Origin of the sequence: Pseudobacillus sp. 179-B 2D1 NHS, from assembly GCF_045370945.1 — a bacterium.
Classification (GTDB): domain Bacteria; phylum Bacillota; class Bacilli; order Bacillales; family Domibacillaceae; genus Pseudobacillus.
Map to the genome: position 1 here is coordinate 191969 of NZ_JBIQDP010000001.1, position 18010 is coordinate 209978.

21 protein-coding genes are annotated in these 18010 nt (G+C 37.5%); 13 read left to right on the forward strand and 8 right to left on the reverse strand.

Features of this window, described 5'->3' with window-relative positions:
* Positions 1–21: 21 nt before the first annotated feature.
* On the reverse strand, positions 22–1248 hold the full coding sequence (locus tag ACH0BF_RS01100) for a DUF819 family protein (protein WP_120031483.1): 1227 nt from the start codon (positions 1246–1248) through the stop codon (positions 22–24).
* Complete coding sequence (locus ACH0BF_RS01105; protein WP_340853998.1) at positions 1220–2257, reverse strand: dipeptidase; 1038 nt, start codon at positions 2255–2257, stop codon at positions 1220–1222. The genes ACH0BF_RS01100 and ACH0BF_RS01105 overlap by 29 nt, the downstream gene beginning before the upstream one ends.
* 339 nt (positions 2258–2596) lie before the next feature.
* Between ACH0BF_RS01105 and ACH0BF_RS01110 the strand changes: the two genes are divergently transcribed.
* Both ACH0BF_RS01110 and ACH0BF_RS01115 read left to right on the forward strand, forming a co-directional pair.
* Entirely contained in the window at positions 2597–3334 is a 738-nt protein-coding gene (locus ACH0BF_RS01110; protein ID WP_406908634.1) for a cyclase family protein, read from the forward strand.
* 806 nt (positions 3335–4140) lie between these two features.
* A complete protein-coding gene (locus ACH0BF_RS01115) occupies positions 4141–4503 on the forward strand; it encodes a hypothetical protein (protein WP_340854001.1) in 363 nt (120 codons plus the stop codon).
* Between the two features lie 159 nt (positions 4504–4662).
* On the opposite strand, the gene ACH0BF_RS01120 is transcribed toward ACH0BF_RS01115, so the two are convergent.
* Positions 4663–5031 carry an SMI1/KNR4 family protein gene (locus tag ACH0BF_RS01120; RefSeq protein WP_340854002.1) on the reverse strand — a complete coding sequence of 123 codons (369 nt, stop codon included), beginning with the start codon at positions 5029–5031 and terminating at the stop codon, positions 4663–4665.
* 168 nt (positions 5032–5199) lie between these two features.
* Complete coding sequence (locus tag ACH0BF_RS01125) at positions 5200–6450, reverse strand: helix-turn-helix domain-containing protein (RefSeq protein ID WP_340854003.1); 1251 nt, start codon at positions 6448–6450, stop codon at positions 5200–5202.
* A 146-nt stretch (positions 6451–6596) separates the two neighbouring features.
* Between ACH0BF_RS01125 and ACH0BF_RS01130 the strand changes: the two genes are divergently transcribed.
* From ACH0BF_RS01130 to ACH0BF_RS01140, 3 genes are all read left to right on the forward strand, one after another.
* Complete coding sequence (locus tag ACH0BF_RS01130; RefSeq protein WP_120031475.1) at positions 6597–7355, forward strand: SDR family NAD(P)-dependent oxidoreductase; 759 nt, start codon at positions 6597–6599, stop codon at positions 7353–7355.
* Positions 7356–7784: 429 nt separating this feature from the next.
* Positions 7785–8540 carry a GNAT family N-acetyltransferase gene (locus ACH0BF_RS01135; RefSeq protein ID WP_120031473.1) on the forward strand — a complete coding sequence of 252 codons (756 nt, stop codon included), beginning with the start codon at positions 7785–7787 and terminating at the stop codon, positions 8538–8540.
* Between the two features lie 295 nt (positions 8541–8835).
* Positions 8836–9390 carry a sugar O-acetyltransferase gene (locus ACH0BF_RS01140; RefSeq protein WP_340854007.1) on the forward strand — a complete coding sequence of 185 codons (555 nt, stop codon included), beginning with the start codon at positions 8836–8838 and terminating at the stop codon, positions 9388–9390.
* Between the two features lie 217 nt (positions 9391–9607).
* Here ACH0BF_RS01140 and ACH0BF_RS01145 read toward each other — a convergent pair whose 3' ends face one another.
* Positions 9608–10003, reverse strand: coding sequence for a hypothetical protein (locus tag ACH0BF_RS01145; RefSeq protein WP_340854008.1), 396 nt, complete (start codon positions 10001–10003; stop codon positions 9608–9610).
* Between the two features lie 282 nt (positions 10004–10285).
* Between ACH0BF_RS01145 and ACH0BF_RS01150 the strand changes: the two genes are divergently transcribed.
* Both ACH0BF_RS01150 and ACH0BF_RS01155 read left to right on the forward strand, forming a co-directional pair.
* Positions 10286–10648: a helix-turn-helix domain-containing protein gene (locus ACH0BF_RS01150; RefSeq protein ID WP_340854009.1), complete on the forward strand. Its 363-nt coding sequence runs from the start codon at positions 10286–10288 to the stop codon at positions 10646–10648.
* A complete protein-coding gene (locus tag ACH0BF_RS01155; RefSeq protein WP_120031464.1) occupies positions 10645–10887 on the forward strand; it encodes a hypothetical protein in 243 nt (80 codons plus the stop codon). The genes ACH0BF_RS01150 and ACH0BF_RS01155 overlap by 4 nt, the downstream gene beginning before the upstream one ends.
* A 154-nt stretch (positions 10888–11041) precedes the next feature.
* On the opposite strand, the gene ACH0BF_RS01160 is transcribed toward ACH0BF_RS01155, so the two are convergent.
* Together ACH0BF_RS01160 and ACH0BF_RS01165 are read right to left on the reverse strand one after the other, a co-directional pair.
* Positions 11042–11212: a hypothetical protein gene (locus ACH0BF_RS01160; RefSeq protein WP_340856477.1), complete on the reverse strand. Its 171-nt coding sequence runs from the start codon at positions 11210–11212 to the stop codon at positions 11042–11044.
* A gap of 24 nt (positions 11213–11236) precedes the next feature.
* Positions 11237–11764, reverse strand: a complete 528-nt coding sequence (locus ACH0BF_RS01165) for a helix-turn-helix domain-containing protein (protein ID WP_120031462.1) — start codon at positions 11762–11764, stop codon at positions 11237–11239.
* Positions 11765–12187: 423 nt separating this feature from the next.
* Between ACH0BF_RS01165 and ACH0BF_RS01170 the strand changes: the two genes are divergently transcribed.
* Complete coding sequence (locus tag ACH0BF_RS01170; protein ID WP_340854011.1) at positions 12188–12970, forward strand: dioxygenase family protein; 783 nt, start codon at positions 12188–12190, stop codon at positions 12968–12970.
* A gap of 29 nt (positions 12971–12999) precedes the next feature.
* A complete protein-coding gene (locus tag ACH0BF_RS01175; protein WP_340854012.1) occupies positions 13000–13431 on the forward strand; it encodes a DoxX family protein in 432 nt (143 codons plus the stop codon).
* Between the two features lie 96 nt (positions 13432–13527).
* Here the strand turns inward: ACH0BF_RS01175 and ACH0BF_RS01180 are convergent, their stop codons facing one another.
* Positions 13528–13854, reverse strand: coding sequence for a four-helix bundle copper-binding protein (locus ACH0BF_RS01180; protein WP_340854014.1), 327 nt, complete (start codon positions 13852–13854; stop codon positions 13528–13530).
* 143 nt (positions 13855–13997) lie between these two features.
* Here ACH0BF_RS01180 and ACH0BF_RS01185 point away from each other — a divergent pair, with 143 nt between their 5' ends.
* The 4 genes from ACH0BF_RS01185 (at position 13998) to ACH0BF_RS01200 (ending at position 17803) form a co-directional block, all read left to right on the forward strand.
* Positions 13998–15353, forward strand: a complete 1356-nt coding sequence (locus ACH0BF_RS01185; protein ID WP_406908636.1) for a sensor histidine kinase — start codon at positions 13998–14000, stop codon at positions 15351–15353.
* Between the two features lie 22 nt (positions 15354–15375).
* Entirely contained in the window at positions 15376–16086 is a 711-nt protein-coding gene (locus tag ACH0BF_RS01190; RefSeq protein WP_340854017.1) for a response regulator transcription factor, read from the forward strand.
* Positions 16087–16158: 72 nt separating this feature from the next.
* Positions 16159–16737, forward strand: coding sequence for a YdhK family protein (locus tag ACH0BF_RS01195; protein ID WP_406908637.1), 579 nt, complete (start codon positions 16159–16161; stop codon positions 16735–16737).
* A gap of 508 nt (positions 16738–17245) precedes the next feature.
* Positions 17246–17803, forward strand: a complete 558-nt coding sequence (locus ACH0BF_RS01200; RefSeq protein WP_406908638.1) for a DUF4256 domain-containing protein — start codon at positions 17246–17248, stop codon at positions 17801–17803.
* Positions 17804–18010 lie beyond the last annotated feature (207 nt).

An 18010-nucleotide genomic window follows, 5' to 3' on the forward strand; every position in this document is an offset into this window, starting at 1 on the left:
TTAATGCCGGGTAAAATTTACTTATATTAAACTAGAAAACCAGAAACCTAACAATGTGCCAACATAGTTGCCAATAATATAGCCGAGTGTTCCGACGACAAGTATAGGCCCAATTAAATTTTTCCATCCTTTAGCAATCGCTAATGCGGCTGCAGTAGTTGGACCGCCGATGTTAGCGTTACTTGCTAGAATGATATCTTCGAGGTTCGTTTTTAACAACTTTCCGGCAGCTAGTGAGATAATCATATTAATCATGACAATGATAAACACAAACACCAGCAGCAAAGGAGCATTTTTAATAATGAGAGGGATAGATGCTGGAATCCCAATCACCACAAAGAATAAATAAATTAGGTATGTGCCTATTTCCTGGCTTCCATTAATCTTGTCAAAGTATTTCGGGAATAGCCCCAAAATAATAAAAGTAATGGTTGTAAGCATCAGGTACTTGTCTCCTACAAGGCCATTAAGCAAGTTCATCACAAGAGAAGAGTTTTCACCGGATGGAATCAATTGATCGAAAAACTCCGCTATTTTAAATGAAATAATAACGAGTAAAAAGGCTGTACCGACAGAAAGGGCAATATCTTTTAAGGAAATGTCCTTCCTTTTCCAAAAGCTTTCTGCTAAAGTTTTGCCATCTTCATTAGAGTTGCCGCTTTCTACTTCCAAGACATGGGGCATGCTGTACCGTTTTCTGAAAAATGAAAGTGTCGGAATAATCATCAAGATAATAAAGTAGATGGCCATCATTAAATTATCGGCAACTACTGTAGCGGAAACTAATTCGCCAGGTGCTTCAAACTTTGCGGCCATGGCAGCGAAGTTAACGCCTCCACCGATATAAGAGGCACTCATCATTGCTCCAATCTTATCAAGGTAGGGAATGTGGTCTTTTAATAAAAAGAAACTGACGATCGTTCCTGCCACCGTTCCGATGGAGCTTAATAGAAAAATGATAAGCAGTTTGCCGCTCTCTCGCCATATCTGTTTAATATTTACATGAAAGAGAAGCAACGGAATGGCTAAAGGAATGATCACTCCCCATATCGAGTCATATACCGGTGATTCTGTTGGAATGATGCCAGTGTTAGACAAAACAATGGCACCGATAAGAGCAATGATGGCACCTGATATTTTGGATGCCCAGCTATACCGTTGTTCTAAGTAAATACTGACAGACGCCCACACAACGATAATTCCCCATAATGTTAACGTATCATCTGCTTGAATAAGTGTTTGTCCCATTTATGCTCCCCCTCTTGATTAAATGATTTGTAATATAAGAATGAGCATTTTCGAAGCTAATGGCTTCTAATTCTGCATTTGTAAAACCTCTTTTGCTCATTTTTTCGAGAAGATCCGGCACGGTGGATGCATCCTCTAAGCCTTTCGTATATACAGGAGAAGCGGTTCCTAAATCGTAAGAATGAAGATAATCTACAAAGTCAAAGCCGAAGGCGAGGTGCTGCGGGCCGACAAGATTGGCAATATAGACGGCATGATCAATGAACCGATCAATCGTTGGCTCTTCTTCATCGACAAATGCCCCATAAGCATTCAGGCCGATCATCCCTCCTCTGTGGGCAATGGCTTTTATTTGTTCATCGGTTAAATTTCGCTCGTGCATACAGATCGATTTTGCATTGCTGTGAGAAGCGATAACAGGATGATTAGTAGTATTATACATATCCCAAAAGCTAGTTTCAGTTAGGTGAGAGACATCAAGTACCCAGTTTTGTCTGTTTGCATAGGCAACAGCAATCTTTCCGTAATCTGTAAGGCCTTTGAATGATGATACACAATCAGCTCCTGTACCAGTTGCTAAAAAGTTGTGTTCATTCCACGCAAATATGGAGTGCATGATCTTATGTTCACTAAGGTAAGTGAAGGCGTTTTCTATTTTTGATAGGGTGGTTTCTCCTTCCCAGTCCTCCATAAATGTGAGGCCTTCAAGGCCTAAATAAATGTTGATTTTTTCTGTCTCCACAAGCTTTTTTTCGCGAGAAGAGGGAGGGGAGAGGGCGGCGTGTTTTGAAGAATTTAAATCCTCCATAACATATGTCAGCAGTTGCTTAAACCGTTCATAGGATTGATTGGCAAACTTGGGTTCCACCCAAAAAACACAGATAATTGATGTGATTCCACCTGCTTTTAGTTTTGGATAATGAACTCTGTCAAAAACACTTTTCTCGCCTCGGCTTTTTCTCCAGGCAATGTCTGTAAATAAATCTGAGTGCAAATCAAAAACTTTCAAGGCATCTCCTCCTAGGAATTATGTTATATTGTAATTTATCTAATATATTATAACTGAATTTTCATAAAGACAAGACTATTTAGCATATTTGTTCGATCATAGCCTATTTTTATCAAAGCAGAGGAAGATGAAAGTGATTCTATTTGTCTGGATTGCCAACAATAAAATTGTAATTTTACAATTATTTTGACTTTTAGAGAAAAGTAGGTGTTTAATAGTAATTGGAATTACTGGTGTTCTTGCCCATAGAGAATAAAAAGAGGAGAGCAACCATAGAAATGCAAAGTTTCTTGCTTTAGAAGGAAGTTTTGCAGTGAATTTTTTAACGGGGGGATTAAGGTGTCAAATGAATTATTGAAAGCATTTAATCTAATTAAGGAAAAAGAATGGATAGACCTTACTCATACATTTGGTCCCGATTCACCACATTTTGCAGCGTTTGATTCCGCAGAATTTAATACATTATTTACTCACGATGATGGGTTTTTCGCTCAAAGCTTTAAATTTGCAGGCCAGTATGGGACACATTTGGATGCCCCTATTCATTTTGTACGGAATACACGATATTTAGATGGGCTAGAGTTAAAGGAGCTTGTTTTGCCCCTAATTGTCATTGATAAATCGAAGGAGGTAGAAGAAAATCATGACTTTACTTTAGGGATAGCTGATATTTTAAAGTTTGAAGAAGAATATGGAATGATTGAAGAAGGAACATTTGTTGCTCTGCGTACAGACTGGAGCAAACGCTGGCCAAATAGAGAAGCATTTGAAAATAAAGATGTTCATGGCGATAACCGTGCACCCGGTTGGTCGCTAGAATCTTTAAAATTTTTGTTTGAAGAGAGAAAAATTAAAGCGGTTGGCCATGAAACATTTGATACGGATTCAGCTGTTGACTTCAAAAAAAATGGCTCACTCTTGGGTGAGTATTATGTTTTAGAACAAGATACATATCAAGTAGAATTATTAACGAATTTGGACAAGGTTCCTGCCAAAGGTGCCGTTATTTTCAATATGGTTCCTAAGCCGGAAAAAGCGTCAGGATTTCCAGTAAGGTCTTTTGCCATATTGCCATAAAAGAAGAGAAAACAGCTCCTGCAGCTTAAGGGCTGTTTTTTATTTTTTTCAAGCAGCTTTACAATGGGTCGGAGGATAGCCTTGAAGGCTGGTAGTTTAGGAGAAATTTCTCTTCTTACTTCCGGCGGGAGAAACTATAGATTATGACATCTAATCAAAGAGATTATTGTGTAAAATTCAAATATATTCCTTATTGGTTCAATCAATAAATTTCTTTAGCATATAAAACACAAGAATCTTTGACTAGCGAAGGAGTAGCAGGCTTATATAGAAGAAAAGGAACCTGGGAAAAGAGAAAAAGCTACCTTCAGGATGAGGCATCCTAGCCTGTTGAACAGATGCCACTACTTGAATGGGTGAGTCATTTTAAAAATAAAAAGCAGTGCCCTATTTTCGCCCTACTAAAATCTGCCTCCAGTCATTTTTTTATCGTGTTTAATGGTAAGGACAAGCATGACTATACTAAAAACTGATGATATGACCGTGCTGCCTATAAGGACACTTAGTATAAGATTTAATTGATTTTTCAACAATAACACTCCTAAAGTCGTTTAGGGGTAGTTTTTACAAATGAATAAATTTCATGCACACTTCATTGAAAAGGCCAACTTTCATCCTTTATGCACTTCGGTAGGGATCTTTGGTTACATTACGAATTAAACCAGCCTATATATTGGGAATCCGAAAGAGGAAGAATGTAAAAGCAGAAGAAGACAATAGCAGGCTTTTATTGATATAAAAAGAGAAAGAAGTATGAACTTCTTAGGTTAAATTTTACGTCTATAAAGAGAAGAGGGGGAAAAAGAATGGAACATTATCCTGAGGAATTAGATTTTATTTCATTGTTTCAATGCAGCCCAATAAAAAAGAATGACAAGGATCCTTTTTCGCAAAATGAATCCACCTTTACCTTTCGTCAAGGAAATAGGACATTTAAAGTGATCATTTCTCCTTTCTATAATCGGTTCATTCTTTCTGTAAATGATGGAGAAGAAGAGGTCTTATACTATGATTTTCAGTCCGTTACAAATATAGAAATTGTCAGAGATACAAGGAAGAGCGCACAAATTCGTTTGTTTCTGGAAGACGATAGAGAGCGCTTTTTAACCATAGTGGATGTTACTTTCAAACCTAAATTCAAGGTGATATTGAGGGAGATCTTTCGTTAAGTCTTTTCTCCTTAGACCAGGTCAGAGATAAATCCAAAAGCTCCCTAACGAGGGTGTTTTTCAATCTTCATTAAGATCATTCGCTTGATAAAAATGTTCACTAACATAAATTCTCCACTCCCAAAACTTCGTACCTTGCGACATGACAAAATAGTCGAGCTACATCTCAAAGGTCATATTGAGAGGAACAGAGTCCTCAAAGGGTTCTGTAGAGTCTATCCAAAATAAATAATCATTGGCTCTTTTAGTCTTATTTATCCTAATTGAATCGATCAAAAGTATACTGCCTTCAAAGCCATAGGCAATAGGATACCAGCCATCAGGGGAGTCCATATACTTCCTATATTCATTTATTTCTTCTAGAGACAGTAATTCGAAACGAGTGCCTGCTTGCTCATCGATAAATAAATGCGCCCCGTCATGCATGAAATGAAACTCTTTATAGTCTTCTGGAAAAGTAATCTTTAATCGTTCTTCCATCTCTACCATTTTCTTTTTCTTCGCTCCATTATTGAATGTAAATGTCACTTCGCTGATAGGACCAAATTCTTGTTGAATACAACTGGCTCCTTTTTCAATCCGTCTTATTCATCCGTTCATTGTAAGATTAAGTAAGCTCAGTAATGCTCCTCCTCATAGTCGGTCTGATATCCTCAGCATAAAATAAGTTAGTGCTTAAATTTCCTTGATAGATCACTAGGTCGATTCACGATCGGAGCAATGATCATTTCTAAACTGTCTGGGGGTTAAACCCGTGTACTTTTTAAAAATCTTGATAAAATAACTTTGGTCGTTGAAATTCAGCCATGTGCCAATGTCCGAAATTGAATAATTGGTTAAAAGTAATAGCTTTTTTGCTTCTTCAATCCGTTGCCGTTGAATGTATTCACTTATTGGCTGACCAACCTCTTTCTTGAAAAGTGACGATAAGTAATTCGGGCTTAAACGGCAGACTTGTGCAAGGGCATCAAGTGCGATATCGTCATAAAGATGGTCATAAATATAATGTTGACAAGCTGTTATGGTTGGAGAATATTTTTCATTATTTAATCGGTGCACACGATTGGTGAAATCCACTATAGCTTCTTCTGTTAACTTCAGTATAGCTTTTAAGCTTCCTAATTCTTCAAGATGTTGAATATAGAAATCGCTTAAGGTGAAGGCAGTTTCATCGTTTAAACCACCCTCAATGGCCGCCCTGCAAACAAGAGCAATTCCAGTTATCATTAAATTTTTCTCACTTCTTAGGCGATTTCGTTTCGACAATAGTCCTAATTCCGCCTCCCCCACAATAGAGTAATCGAAGATGTCCTTTAATTTATCTACCCGCCCGTTTTTGACATACTCGAGCAAAACTCGTTCATATGAAAGATTGGAATGAAAAATGAGATCCCTTCTCCCTTTTGAAAGTTCAAGATCGGGATTCTCTGATTCCATCCTATCAAGGGGTAACGCTTGATTGTTTTGGATCACCATCGTTTGATCTAGCTTTTTATGGTACACCAAATAATAAACCAATAGACTAATCGTTAGGAATTGCTGATGATCAATAATAGGGATGGAATGGTAATATTCAATGAGCTTCCTTTTATTCAGGCTTCCTTTAAAAGCATCCATGATCTTGCTAATATCTTCCTCGGATATTTCCGATTCAAGAGTAGGACCTAAAATAATGGTGCCTAAAAATAGGCTTGTTTCTTTTAGATTGACAAAGAAAAAGTTCAAATTTGAATTCGAAAAAAAGATAGGAAAATCCGTCGGGTTATCTTCATACGTATATACGCTTATCTGCTCTTTGAATGAATAGTAATATGGATTATCCCGTAGGTCTCCACTTGAAAATTCATATTCAATCTCCCCAAATTGATTAACATAATAAACCGGTATGTTATGAACTCTATAAATAATGTCACATATGTATGGCAAATCCTGTATGGCTATCTCCATCTGTTGTAAGCTCCGTTCAAGTTTTTTATTTGATACAGCTCAAAAATAATTAAATAAATACTATTATTCGTAAAATAATACAATATTTATTGTTAAACAAGCAATAAAATTATGGAGTAAGAAGGATAAGCAGGGAGGAAGTAAACATGGAATTATCAAATAAAATTGCTGTAATAACTGGTGCAGGAAGTGGAATCGGAAGAGCAAGCAGTTTGAAACTCGCTAGTAACGGGGCAACAGTTGTATTAGTCGATTTCAATCAGGAAACAGGTGAAGAAACGTTAAAACTTGTAAAAGAACAAGGTGGACAAGGGATCTTCGTTCAGGCAGATGTCTCGAAAATGGAAGATGTACAAAACTATGTAAATAAAGCGGTTGAAACATATGGACGTATTGATATATTTTTCAACAATGCAGGTGTTATCCAAAAGTTCGCTCCTTTTACTTCAGTAGAAGAAGATGAATTTGATCGCATTATGTCTATCAATGTAAAAGGAGTCTTCCTTGGAATGAAATATGTGTTGAAAGTAATGGAGGAACAGGGAAGTGGCTCTATTATTAATACCGCTTCTACCGCGGGGGTTCGTCCTGAGCACAGTGTAGCCGTATATTCTGCAAGCAAACATGCGGTTGTAGGCTTAACCAAGGGAGCTGCATTAGAGTATGCGAAAAAAGGCATTCGCATTAATGCGCTTTGTCCTGGCGGGGTAAAAACAGCCTTAACAACAGGTGTTGAAGCTCAGTTTGCAAAAGGTGGATACGTTCCAGAAGAGGTTTCCAACATGAGAATGGGGCGTTATGCTGATCCTCAAGAACTCGCTGAAATGGTTGCTTTCTTAGCATCAGATAAAGCAAGCTACATGACTGGTTCAATTGTTCTTGTAGATGGCGGATTAACCTTATAGTCACAAAAGACAGTCCATTCAAGGGAACAGGTAGAATGCTGAAGACATAAGAGGCATTCACAACCATTTATGTGTACCATTAAAAATACTCTATTTTGATCAATCCTTTTTCAAAATAGAGTATTTTTTATTTGTGTTATAAGCGGTTTTTGTCGTACGTTTAATCAGACTTTATTCCAAGGCGATAGCTTAAATGAAGGAAATAATCAGGAATTGTTAGGATGGATGAGCCCTCGATTTCTTTACACTAAAAAGGAGTATAGGAGGGCGTCATCTGCGCAAACGTGGGGCTAGTTAAAATTTCGCGGAAAAGCTGTCTATATCCAATGAATGAAACCTATGAATCTTTAAGAACGTATGAATATTAAAGTGTTATTTTTCTAATTTATATAATAATACTTTAAATTATCGAATTCGAAGGGGAACGATATGGAGTTCATTCAAATTTCCAAAAATAATATTGAAACGGAACACATATGCTGTGCATTAGGAGCAAAACAATATGAAAATGCAGTAACTGAGAAAAAGAATTGGCTAACAGAACGAATGGATGAAGGGTTGGTTTTTTATCGCTTAGATGAACGGGCAAAAGTATTTATAGAATATTTACCTGCCGAAATGGCGTGGGTTCCTATTCAAGCACCAAATTTTATGTATATCAACTGCTTGTGGGTTTCAGGAAGATATAAAAATAACGGTTATGCAAAGCAGTTATTAAATCATTGCAAAGAAGAGGCTATCCATCGTGGCATGGATGGGATTGTACATATTGTAGGCAAGAAAAATTACCCGTATTTAAGCGATAAACGTTTCTTTGAACATATGGGGTTTGAGCTAGTAGACGAAGCAGAACCTTATTTTCAATTAATAGCATTAAAGTGGAATGAACAAGCGACCGTACCTTCTTTTAATAAGCAGGTAGAGACTTTGACGGATGATACAGGCATATCTATTTATTACACAGCACAGTGTCCTTATGCTGTTGGTGTATTAGAAGAATTAAAGAAAATAGCAGAAAACAAAAATGTCCCTTTTAAAACTTATAAGATCACAACTAAAGATGAAGCACAACATTCACCTGTAATTTGGACAACTTTTGGTTTGTTTTATAATGGTGAATTCATTACACATGAAATAATCAGTCCAAACAAATTTAATAAATTACTAACAAGACTGCTACCGTAGAAAGACACTCTTTATTCTTATTTAGATTAAAGACGTTATCAATTTGAGGTTCTTTTTTGTAGTTTCTTATTTCAATTATGCTCTTTTTTATCCTTGTAATATTAAACTTTGATACTTTGTCAAGTGTCCAAAAATGAATGAGTAATTCTTGATAGGTCACAATGAAGCCTATTGTATCGTGAATTTAGCTGTTTTAGGGTAAAGATTATTTTATAATTGGATGTTAAAAGTTCTTCCTCATACGATACAGTCTTATAAAATAAGAAAAATCCATCTTAGTTAAGGAGATTCCGTTATGAAAACAGAAAAAGAGAAAATGTTGAGTGGAGAAATTTATTTTGCGGATGACTCAGAACTGACACAAGAACGTGAGAACGCACGAAGATTAACGAGGCTTTTTAATCAGACAACAGAAACGGAAGGCAACAGGCGTACAGAGCTCTTAAAAAAACTTTTTGGTTCGACGGGAGAAAATATATATGTCGAGCCCACCTTGCGTTGTGATTATGGTTACAATCTTCATGTCGGTGCAAACTTTTATGCAAACTTCGACTGTGTATTTTTAGATGTATGTGAAATTCGAATAGGAGACAATTGTTTTATCGCTCCAGGAGTACATATCTATACAGCTGCTCACCCACTAAATGCGAGGGAAAGAATTAGCGGCGCTGAATACGGGCTGCCGGTACATATCGGTCACAATGTGTGGATTGGTGGGAGAGCGGTGATCAATCCCGGTGTGAAAATAGGTAATAATGTAGTAGTTGCTTCCGGGGCAGTAGTAACAAAAGATGTCCCTGATAATGTAGTGGTTGGCGGAAATCCAGCGAAAATAATTAAACATATCTAAGTGTATACCATCCTTCTCCAGTATTACACACTCGTTTATTTATAGAACACTATGAGTTATAGACAAGAGAAATAATTTATTAAAAACTCTCGATCTTTTAGCGCGGGGATTTATTTATTGTTCGATCGAGTCACACCCCGAATATTTCCGATTGATCCCTGCTCTCAACGGGCAGGGGCTTTTATATTTTGAGGGCATTAAAAGAAGCTTCTATTAACTAATTTGGAATGTATATTTTAACATGTTCTGTTTCATGTACCTTCTTTATTTCTACTGTGGCCATATTTTCTCCTTCCCAGTGGACTTTAACTTCATCAAGGGAAGAAATAGATTCAGAAGGTTTCAATTCTTTATATGTTTCTAAAACACTTCCTTTTTTTCCATAATAAATTCTTGTGAAATAGTTTGTTACTTCTTTAAATGCTAACAATCCTTTTGACTCTTTAACCACTAGTCTAGCTTCGATTATATTGGTGTGGTTTGGGGATTCGTTGCTAAAGATAACTTCAGATTCATAAATATTTTTATTTCTTTCCTCATAGCCATGCACGACAAGATAGAGAATAAATGCAACTGTAACCATTACTCCAGATAAACAACCCCATTTGGTCACATATTACACTCCTTTTAATAAATAACGAATAACTTATTTTACCATTTTTGCCCTTTGTAATCGAGGAAGTATTTCTCTTTCTAATTTCCTTAACTAAGTATGGATAAAAAACCAACCGGATGATTATTCGATGATCTTTTAATTTTTCTTTGCATTGTACTTGTATAAAGTATTACCTATTTTTTTTGTAGATAAATGTATTCGTTTTAAGGGGAACATTAAAAAAATGGATCATTTTCTTTGTTATAAAGTTGCTGGTACCAGAAAGGAAACGGTGAGGAAATGGAATATCATTTGAAGAATCGCGAAGAAATAGAACGGTTCGTTATTGAGCAAGTATTGACCACTTCAGAAGCAATAGAAATTCTGAGTGTTACCAGACAAAAAATGAAATCGTTAATTTCAACTAAAAAGATTACTCCAGTGAAAAAACTTAATAGAGAAACCTTATTTTTAAGAAGTGATATTGAAGCGCGAAAAGCAGAGCAGGATGAACTGCGCAAAAAATATCACCGTTTGATAGCTAAAATACTTTTCCCGCTTCTATTAAGCGGGGCTTTTATATTTGTTAACACATGGAAGGAATTTGTAATTTTTTGTGGGAATATACCTATGTATGACAAAAAAAGGGGGAGAGCAGAGTGATTCGCTCACTAGGAGGTGTAAGAACGCTTGATGAACTGGAGGATTTGGTGTTTAAGAAAGGTTACGAAATTAGATGTAGAAATACCGGGTTGATGGTCGGTGTCGCACAGCCTGTAATGGCCCTTCATCTCTCGGATGATACACCAGTCTGCTCGCTAATCAGCGAATCACATCCAAGGCTCGAACTTGTGAAAGCAGGAAGAAGTAGAATAGGATCACATGCAATAAAAGCTTTCTAATAAATAGAAGCTTAGATCAGTTTGTTTAATATGCCTGATGTTATAACATTCAAATCTCTAAAACGGACCGTCTATTGACAATCTGATTCTTGGGTTAAGGTTTTTATTAACATAATCCTCGATTATAGGCATTAAAAAGAATACTGTTTTTTTTTTACCATTCCCTCCACTCTTCAGTTATATCTTCTTCTGATTCCAGGCCAGCTATACTCGCAGCTTCAACAATAAACTCATATAGTTCTTTCTCTTTCCACAAAATACAAAGCGGGATAAAAAGAAAAATCTTCCCAAACGTTGTTATATCAACGTTTGGCAGAACTTTCATGACTAGGGATACTACCTATTTTTATTATTCTGTATAAACAGCAATTAAAACAATGGCTGTTTGGTCACCGATATTTTTAACAAAATGCGGGGCACAAGCATTCCAGCTAAACGAATCCCCCTCTTCTAATATAAACGAATCCTCTCCTTGTTCAGCGAGAATTTTACCTTGCAATACCAGATGACATTCTTTCCCTTCATGAACATGCGGTTCTTCTCCTGTTGAGGTTCCCGGCGGAAATTCGACATGCTGGAGCGTTAATCCATCTTTTGATATTAAATGCTCGACTCTAATGTTTTCTTTTTTGTGAGTCGTATATTGCCGCTCATTCTTTCTAACTACATTCATACGCTGGTCCTTCTCTAAAAGAAGGTAGGGCAGAGGCACCTGAAGAAAGTTAGCGACTGTTTGCAATGTAGTGATAGAGGGAGACGTATTGTTGTTTTCCATATTGCTGATAAATCCTTTGGAGAGTCCCGTGCTTTCGCTCATTTGTGCAATGGTGATTTTTTTTCTGTTTCTGATCGCTCTGATGTTTGAACCGATGTCCATCTTCTTCCCCCTCAGTTGTTTTCTAATAAGAAACTTAATTCTATATTAACAAAAAAACAGTTGACGTTCTATGAAATTGTTTGTTATCTTATAAAAAACAATTATTCACATAGGGAAATAAAAGCGTAACTGCAGATCAAAGGCAGGTAAACTCGCTAACAGCATAGATCCAGCTAAATGGAGCTTACACTATCTGGTTCTTCATTCAGAGAATAATAAGAAATAATGGGCGAGATTCACTATTAGCCGTTAGGAAGATAGAGAATTTTTTATATTCAAGCGTGAGGGGATATTTTTAAACGGGGCAGGCTAAATAATTGCTGAGTTCATCAAGAGAAGCAGCAAATTTATTTACAGTAAACAAATGGATCGAAAAGAAACATACTAATATACAAACCTAAAGGATACAGGAGGAAAATAAGGATGATGCCATCTTTTTTTATCGCTCACGGAGCGCCGCTTTTGGCTATTGAAGACAATGAATATACACAGTTTCTGACGGAATTGGGCCGGACACTCGTACGTCCCAAAGCCATTGTACTGCTGTCGGCCCATTGGGAGTCTCCTGTCCAAAAAGTAAGCGACGTTAATGTGTACAGTACGATCTATGATTTCGGCGGTTTTCCGGAAGCATTGTATCAGATTCAGTACCCAGCTCGCGGTGATAAGCACGTTGCCAAAGAAATTCAAGGGTTATTCACTAAACATCGTATCCCTTATGAAATAGAAAAGAGAAGGGGACTGGATCATGGGGCGTGGGTGATTCTTCGGATGCTTTATCCAGAGGCTGATATTCCTGTTGTTGCTATGTCTGTTAATTCCCGTCTCACACCAGAAGAGCAGTACAAGATTGGAAAAGCACTGGTCGAACTGAGAGAAAATGATATTTTAATTATTGGCAGCGGGGGAACTGTGCATAACCTTGGAGCGGTAAACATGGCTGCAGATTATGGGGCCGTAGATGATTGGGCCGTAGATTTTGATGAGTGGGTGGCCCGTCATTTGCAAAGTTGGGAGTTAGATACTCTCTTTCATTATGATACTTTAGCTCCTACAGCACGTCTGGCTGTGCCTCCATATGGAAAAGAGCACTTTATTCCAATTTTCTATGCTATGGGAGCAGCAGATGACAAGAGAACAGCCGAGCTCCTTCACCGAAGCTATCGATATGGAAACTTAAGTCACAGCGTATGGCAATTTGGTTAATAAAAAAATGACCTGGAGGTATGGTGAAAATGGCAAGCAAATATGAGTGGAGTGCATTGATCTTACGCGTTGTATTGGGAATAGCCTTCTTTGTGCATGGACTAACAAAATTCCAGGGGGGCATTGAAAACATCACCGGGTGGTTTGAAAGCATTGGATTGCCAGGCTTTCTTGCTTATGGGGTTGCTTTCTTAGAAACAGTTGGCGGAATAGCATTAATCGCCGGCTTAGGCACTAAAATTATTTCGACGCTCTTTGCTCTATTAATGGCTGGAGCGATCTTAAAAGTGAAACTGGCTGCTGGTTTCTTAGGGGACGGGCAATCAGCAGGATATGAGTTGGATCTCGCATTCCTGGCAATGGCTGTCTCTCTTGCTATCACAGGAAGCAAGTTTTGCTCGTTAGACCGGTTGATTTTTAAAGGGCGCGACTATAATAACGATGCGCCTAAATCTGCCTAATCTTGTTCTTCCCATCTTCTGAGGCAGAAAAGAATTTATCATAAAAAACCTGTATCCGCTTCTAATAGCGGATACAGGTTTTTTAGCTCAATCTGATTATGATGCCATCTGACGGCATTGTTCCGCGCAGCGGAAGCACATTTCAGCACACTTTTGACAATGCTCATGATCGTGTGTTTTACATTCGTTTCCACAGGCTTCACAAATGTCTGCGCATAACTGGCAGATTTGTTTGGCGAATGGACTGTTAGATTGCATCGATTTTGCCGCAAGTGCGCAAATGTCTGCACATTCTCTATCTAATCGTATGCAGTCAGCCATCATTTTCACGTTTTCTTCTTTTAAACAGGCGTCATAACAATGGTTGCACGCTTCCATACACTCCAGACAAGCTTTGATACATTCTTCATACATTGTGTTCATAAAGCATCCTCCTCATGATATTAGTCAATTAGAGTCTACCCTTCTTATTATTTTTCTAACGATTTAATGAAAAGTCCTTAAAAACTGCACAATTTAATATGATTTTTTCAGTATGATAAAGACAGTAATTTTGAAAAGCGGTGATGGCAATCAATAAAATAACATTAAAGTTAGGTCTTTGGTTTTTCTTTGTGATGGTAATGATTCAAATTTGTTTATTCTTTGTTTTACATACTGGTCTTGTCGAAAGCAGGGTAGAAGAAGAATTAGACTCCCTCCTTGCAAGAGGGAATAGCCATAGGGAGGTTCTGGAGGATAGCTACAGCCCAAAAACGCTGCATCACATTGCATTAATGGAATGGAAAGCTGATACAGAAGTGGTTATTACTGACGGCAAACAAAAAATTATTATTAGTTCTTCTAACATAGACAATGAGGAAAAGAAAATTATAGCCAAAAAGCTGGAAGAAGTTCCACGCAGAGGGGAAATTCTTGAAAGGCGATGGGAAAATGAAAAATACATTTCTACCGTCAGTCCTTATACTACGAGAGAGAATCAAAGCGGATATATTTATATGTTCAAAAGCACCGATCAGGTACAACGCCTAATTTCAAAATTAAATCAGCATTTTCTATTTGCTGCAGCAGTAACGATTATCCTTTTAATCACGACGGTTCTATTTCTTTCAAAAGCGTTAACGACTCCCCTTATTCAAATGAAACGAGCTACAGAAAAGCTAAGCAAGGGAGATTTCTCTGTCCGGCTGCCGGAACACGGGGAAGATGAACTCGGTGAATTATCACGGTCTATCACAGTTCTTGCTCAAGATCTGAAGCACTTAAAGGAACAAAGAAACGAGTTTTTATCAAGTGTTTCTCACGAGTTAAGGACCCCTTTGACTTATATAAAAGGATATGCTGATGTGGCCAGAAGAAAAAACATTGAAGAAAAAGATCGAGAAAAGTACCTCGATATTATCTATGAAGAATCAGAGAAGCTATCCGCTCTGATGAAGGACTTGTTTGATCTTGCCAAGATTGATCGCAACTCTTTTATTATTAACCGAAAGAAAGTGGAGATTTGTCCTTATTTAACAACTGTCTGTGAAAAAATGCTTCCGGCTTTTCAAGAGAAAGGGATCGAGCTGGAAATGGAATGCAGAGAAGAGATGTATGTCTTGATGGATCCTTTAAGATTTGAACAAATTCTTTTTAACTTGTTGGATAATGCGATGAAATACTCCTGCCCACATACGAAAACAACCATTTCTGTGAAGCGAAAAAAAAATGACGTTGTCATTGCGGTGAAAGATGAAGGAGTGGGCATTCCTAAGGAAGACCTTCCTTTTATCTTTGACCGTTTTTATCGAGTCGACAAGTCGCGGTCCAGAGATTTGGGGGGAAGCGGTTTAGGATTGTCCATTGTAAAGGAGTTAGTAGAAGCCCATCAAGGCAGGATTGAGGTTAGCAGCAAAATTAATCAGGGGTCATTGTTTTGATTTGGCTGAAGGAGGCAACAAAATGAAAACGATATTGCTTGTAGATGATGAAGAGAGAATGCTTGATCTGTTAAGCATTTATTTATCGCCGAATTACGAGTGCATCAAAGTAAATTCAGGGCTGAAAGCTGTTTCATATGTGAAGAAGAACAAAGTTGATTTAATTCTTTTAGATGTAATGATGCCCGAGATGGATGGCTGGGATACGTGCCGAGAGATTAGGAGATTCTCTACTCTTCCTATCATTATGTTAACCGCAAGAAACGAGACAACAGATATAGTAAAAGGATTAAAGATAGGAGCGGATGATTATATAACAAAACCATTTGACGAAGCTGAGCTGCTTGCTAGAATTGAGGCTATTTTTAGGAGAGTAAAAAACGGGGAGAACCAGAAAATTGAATTTAAAGGTCTTCTCTGGGATGGAACGGCTCATGAATTAATCTACAAAGGACAGGACATTCAAGTGACCCCAAAAGAATTTTCTTTAATTGGATTGTTTCTACATAATCAAAATAAGGTATTCTCGCGTCCCAACCTGCTTGAAAGCATTTGGGGAGATGAAGCCTTTACAGAAGATCGAACCGTTGATTCCCACGTAAGAAACATCCGGGAAAAACTGCGAAATGCAGACTTTCCGATCGATCAATATCTTTCAACGGTTTGGGGAGTTGGATATAAGTGGGTGGATGCAGAGAGCCCACTTAAGGAAGAAAGCAATATAAAAAAATAGAGAAGACAGCTCCATATTTTCTGCAAACTTCCTTGTTATGATGAGAAGCGATCATTAAAGGAGGAGATGTTTATGCTTAAAAAAGCGCTGATTCTATTATTTGCCGCTCTTATCCTCATACTGGGGGCCTGTTCCAATGATAAGGAGGAAAGCAAGAAAAGAACGGACAATAAAGAGCATACTGAAAAGATGGAAGACATGGATCATGGAGAGATGAGTCATTCCAGTTCGGGCGAAACTCCAAAAGGGTTAAAAACAGCAGATCATCCAACTTATAAAGTGGGAAGCGAGGCTATTCTTGAAACCGATCATATGGAAGGAATGAAAGGGGCCAAAGCAACCATAGCAGGGGCTTATGAAACGACAGCTTATGTTGTTTCTTATACCCCGAATACTGGTGGAAAGAGAGTAGAAAACCATAAATGGGTCATTCAAGAGGAAATGAAAGATGCGGGCAGCAAAACGTTAACGCCTGGCACGGAAGTTACCTTAGTAGCGGACCACATGAAGGGAATGAAAGGAGCTTCTGCTGAAATTGAATCAGCAGAAAAAACAACTGTCTATATGGTCGATTACACCTCTACTACTAATGGAGAAGAAGTAAAAAATCACAAATGGGTAACTGAAAACGAATTATCCCCAGTAAAATAACGAGTGTTTTTCAAAAAAGAGCTTACTTTTATACCAATAAGCTCTCAAAATGTTGCCCCTTTTTTTAGGTTGAAAATCTGAAAGGAGGGGCGTTTTTACGTTTATATGACCGCACTGGTTTCTTCTTTGGGAATGGAACTAAACTAGCAGATGAATGAGGCCTAATGATCAGCATCGTAAAAAATAATGAAATATAACCCAATCATTTTATGGTAAAATTTTGATTAGCAGGGATTTGGTAGATATAATTATTGTGATAACCCTATTTCTTATAAACAAGCTTTAGCAGTTGGAGGACTTCAGTGTGTCTGAAAGCGGGAGTTATTGAAGTGTTGGGCATATCTTGTTGAATAATTAACAAAAAAGATTGACTATTCTTAATAAAACCTGATCAAATTTTGTGTCGGAGCCAAACGTTTCTTTTTGTTGTGGATGTTGCAAAGCTTCATTCCAACCATTTACATATACGTAAATTATCATAAGTAAATACAGTGAGGGGGACATTAACATGATAATAGAATTGTCACTAGAACAACGTGAAGAATTACTCAGTGAATTGAAAGCTCGTTTTGAGAAAAACATGCACCGCCATAAAGGTCTTGAGTGGGCTAAAATCCAAGAAAAGCTGGAAGCTAATACTGAGAAACTATGGTCGCTCAATGAAATGGAAAGAACAGGCGGTGAGCCAGACGTTGTTGATTATGATAAAAAGAAAGACGAGTATATTTTTTATGATTGTTCAAGGGAAAGTCCTAAAGGTCGCAGAAGTGTTTGTTATGACCGCAAAGGGCTAGAATCAAGAAAAAAACATAAACCAGAAAATAATGCTATGGATATGGCAACTGCCATGGGCATTGAATTATTAACGGAAGAACAATATCGAGCGTTGCAGAAGATAGAAAACTTTGATATGAAAACGTCGAGTTGGGTGCAGACACCCTCTGATATTAGAGAACTCGGCGGGGCTCTTTTTTGCGATTACCGCTTCGGACACGTTTTCGTGTATCACAATGGAGCAGAATCTTACTATTCTTCCAGGGGATTTCGCGGCTCGCTAAGAGTCTAAATTTTGCCCAGACAGCGAAAATTAAGCTTAAGAATAAACCCTGGAGAAAGGCTTTAATCTCATTCTTCAACTATCATGCGCTTTAATTGGATTAGGATGATAGCTTTATAAAAGAATCATTCGATTGAAATATATTAAGAGCGTGTTTTGATGAATCTTCTTTTCAAAACACGCTCTTTCTTTTTGTTCGTTTATCAAGGATATTAT

What these genes read in the sequence shown, in the direction of transcription:
- ACH0BF_RS01100 (WP_120031483.1), bottom strand. Translation starts at nt 1,248, where the DNA reads ATGGGACAAACACTTATTCAAGCAGATGATACGTTAACATTATGGGGA.
- ACH0BF_RS01115 (WP_340854001.1), top strand. Translation starts at nt 4,141, where the DNA reads ATGGAACATTATCCTGAGGAATTAGATTTTATTTCATTGTTTCAATGC.
- ACH0BF_RS01125 (WP_340854003.1), bottom strand. Translation starts at nt 6,450, where the DNA reads ATGGAGATAGCCATACAGGATTTGCCATACATATGTGACATTATTTAT.
- ACH0BF_RS01130 (WP_120031475.1), top strand. Translation starts at nt 6,597, where the DNA reads ATGGAATTATCAAATAAAATTGCTGTAATAACTGGTGCAGGAAGTGGA.
- ACH0BF_RS01135 (WP_120031473.1), top strand. Translation starts at nt 7,785, where the DNA reads ATGGAGTTCATTCAAATTTCCAAAAATAATATTGAAACGGAACACATA.
- ACH0BF_RS01140 (WP_340854007.1), top strand. Translation starts at nt 8,836, where the DNA reads ATGAAAACAGAAAAAGAGAAAATGTTGAGTGGAGAAATTTATTTTGCG.
- ACH0BF_RS01150 (WP_340854009.1), top strand. Translation starts at nt 10,286, where the DNA reads ATGGAATATCATTTGAAGAATCGCGAAGAAATAGAACGGTTCGTTATT.
- ACH0BF_RS01160 (WP_340856477.1), bottom strand. Translation starts at nt 11,212, where the DNA reads ATGAAAGTTCTGCCAAACGTTGATATAACAACGTTTGGGAAGATTTTT.
- ACH0BF_RS01165 (WP_120031462.1), bottom strand. Translation starts at nt 11,764, where the DNA reads ATGGACATCGGTTCAAACATCAGAGCGATCAGAAACAGAAAAAAAATC.
- ACH0BF_RS01170 (WP_340854011.1), top strand. Translation starts at nt 12,188, where the DNA reads ATGATGCCATCTTTTTTTATCGCTCACGGAGCGCCGCTTTTGGCTATT.
- ACH0BF_RS01175 (WP_340854012.1), top strand. Translation starts at nt 13,000, where the DNA reads ATGGCAAGCAAATATGAGTGGAGTGCATTGATCTTACGCGTTGTATTG.
- ACH0BF_RS01180 (WP_340854014.1), bottom strand. Translation starts at nt 13,854, where the DNA reads ATGAACACAATGTATGAAGAATGTATCAAAGCTTGTCTGGAGTGTATG.
- ACH0BF_RS01185 (WP_406908636.1), top strand. Translation starts at nt 13,998, where the DNA reads ATGGCAATCAATAAAATAACATTAAAGTTAGGTCTTTGGTTTTTCTTT.
- ACH0BF_RS01190 (WP_340854017.1), top strand. Translation starts at nt 15,376, where the DNA reads ATGAAAACGATATTGCTTGTAGATGATGAAGAGAGAATGCTTGATCTG.
- ACH0BF_RS01195 (WP_406908637.1), top strand. Translation starts at nt 16,159, where the DNA reads ATGCTTAAAAAAGCGCTGATTCTATTATTTGCCGCTCTTATCCTCATA.
- ACH0BF_RS01200 (WP_406908638.1), top strand. Translation starts at nt 17,246, where the DNA reads ATGATAATAGAATTGTCACTAGAACAACGTGAAGAATTACTCAGTGAA.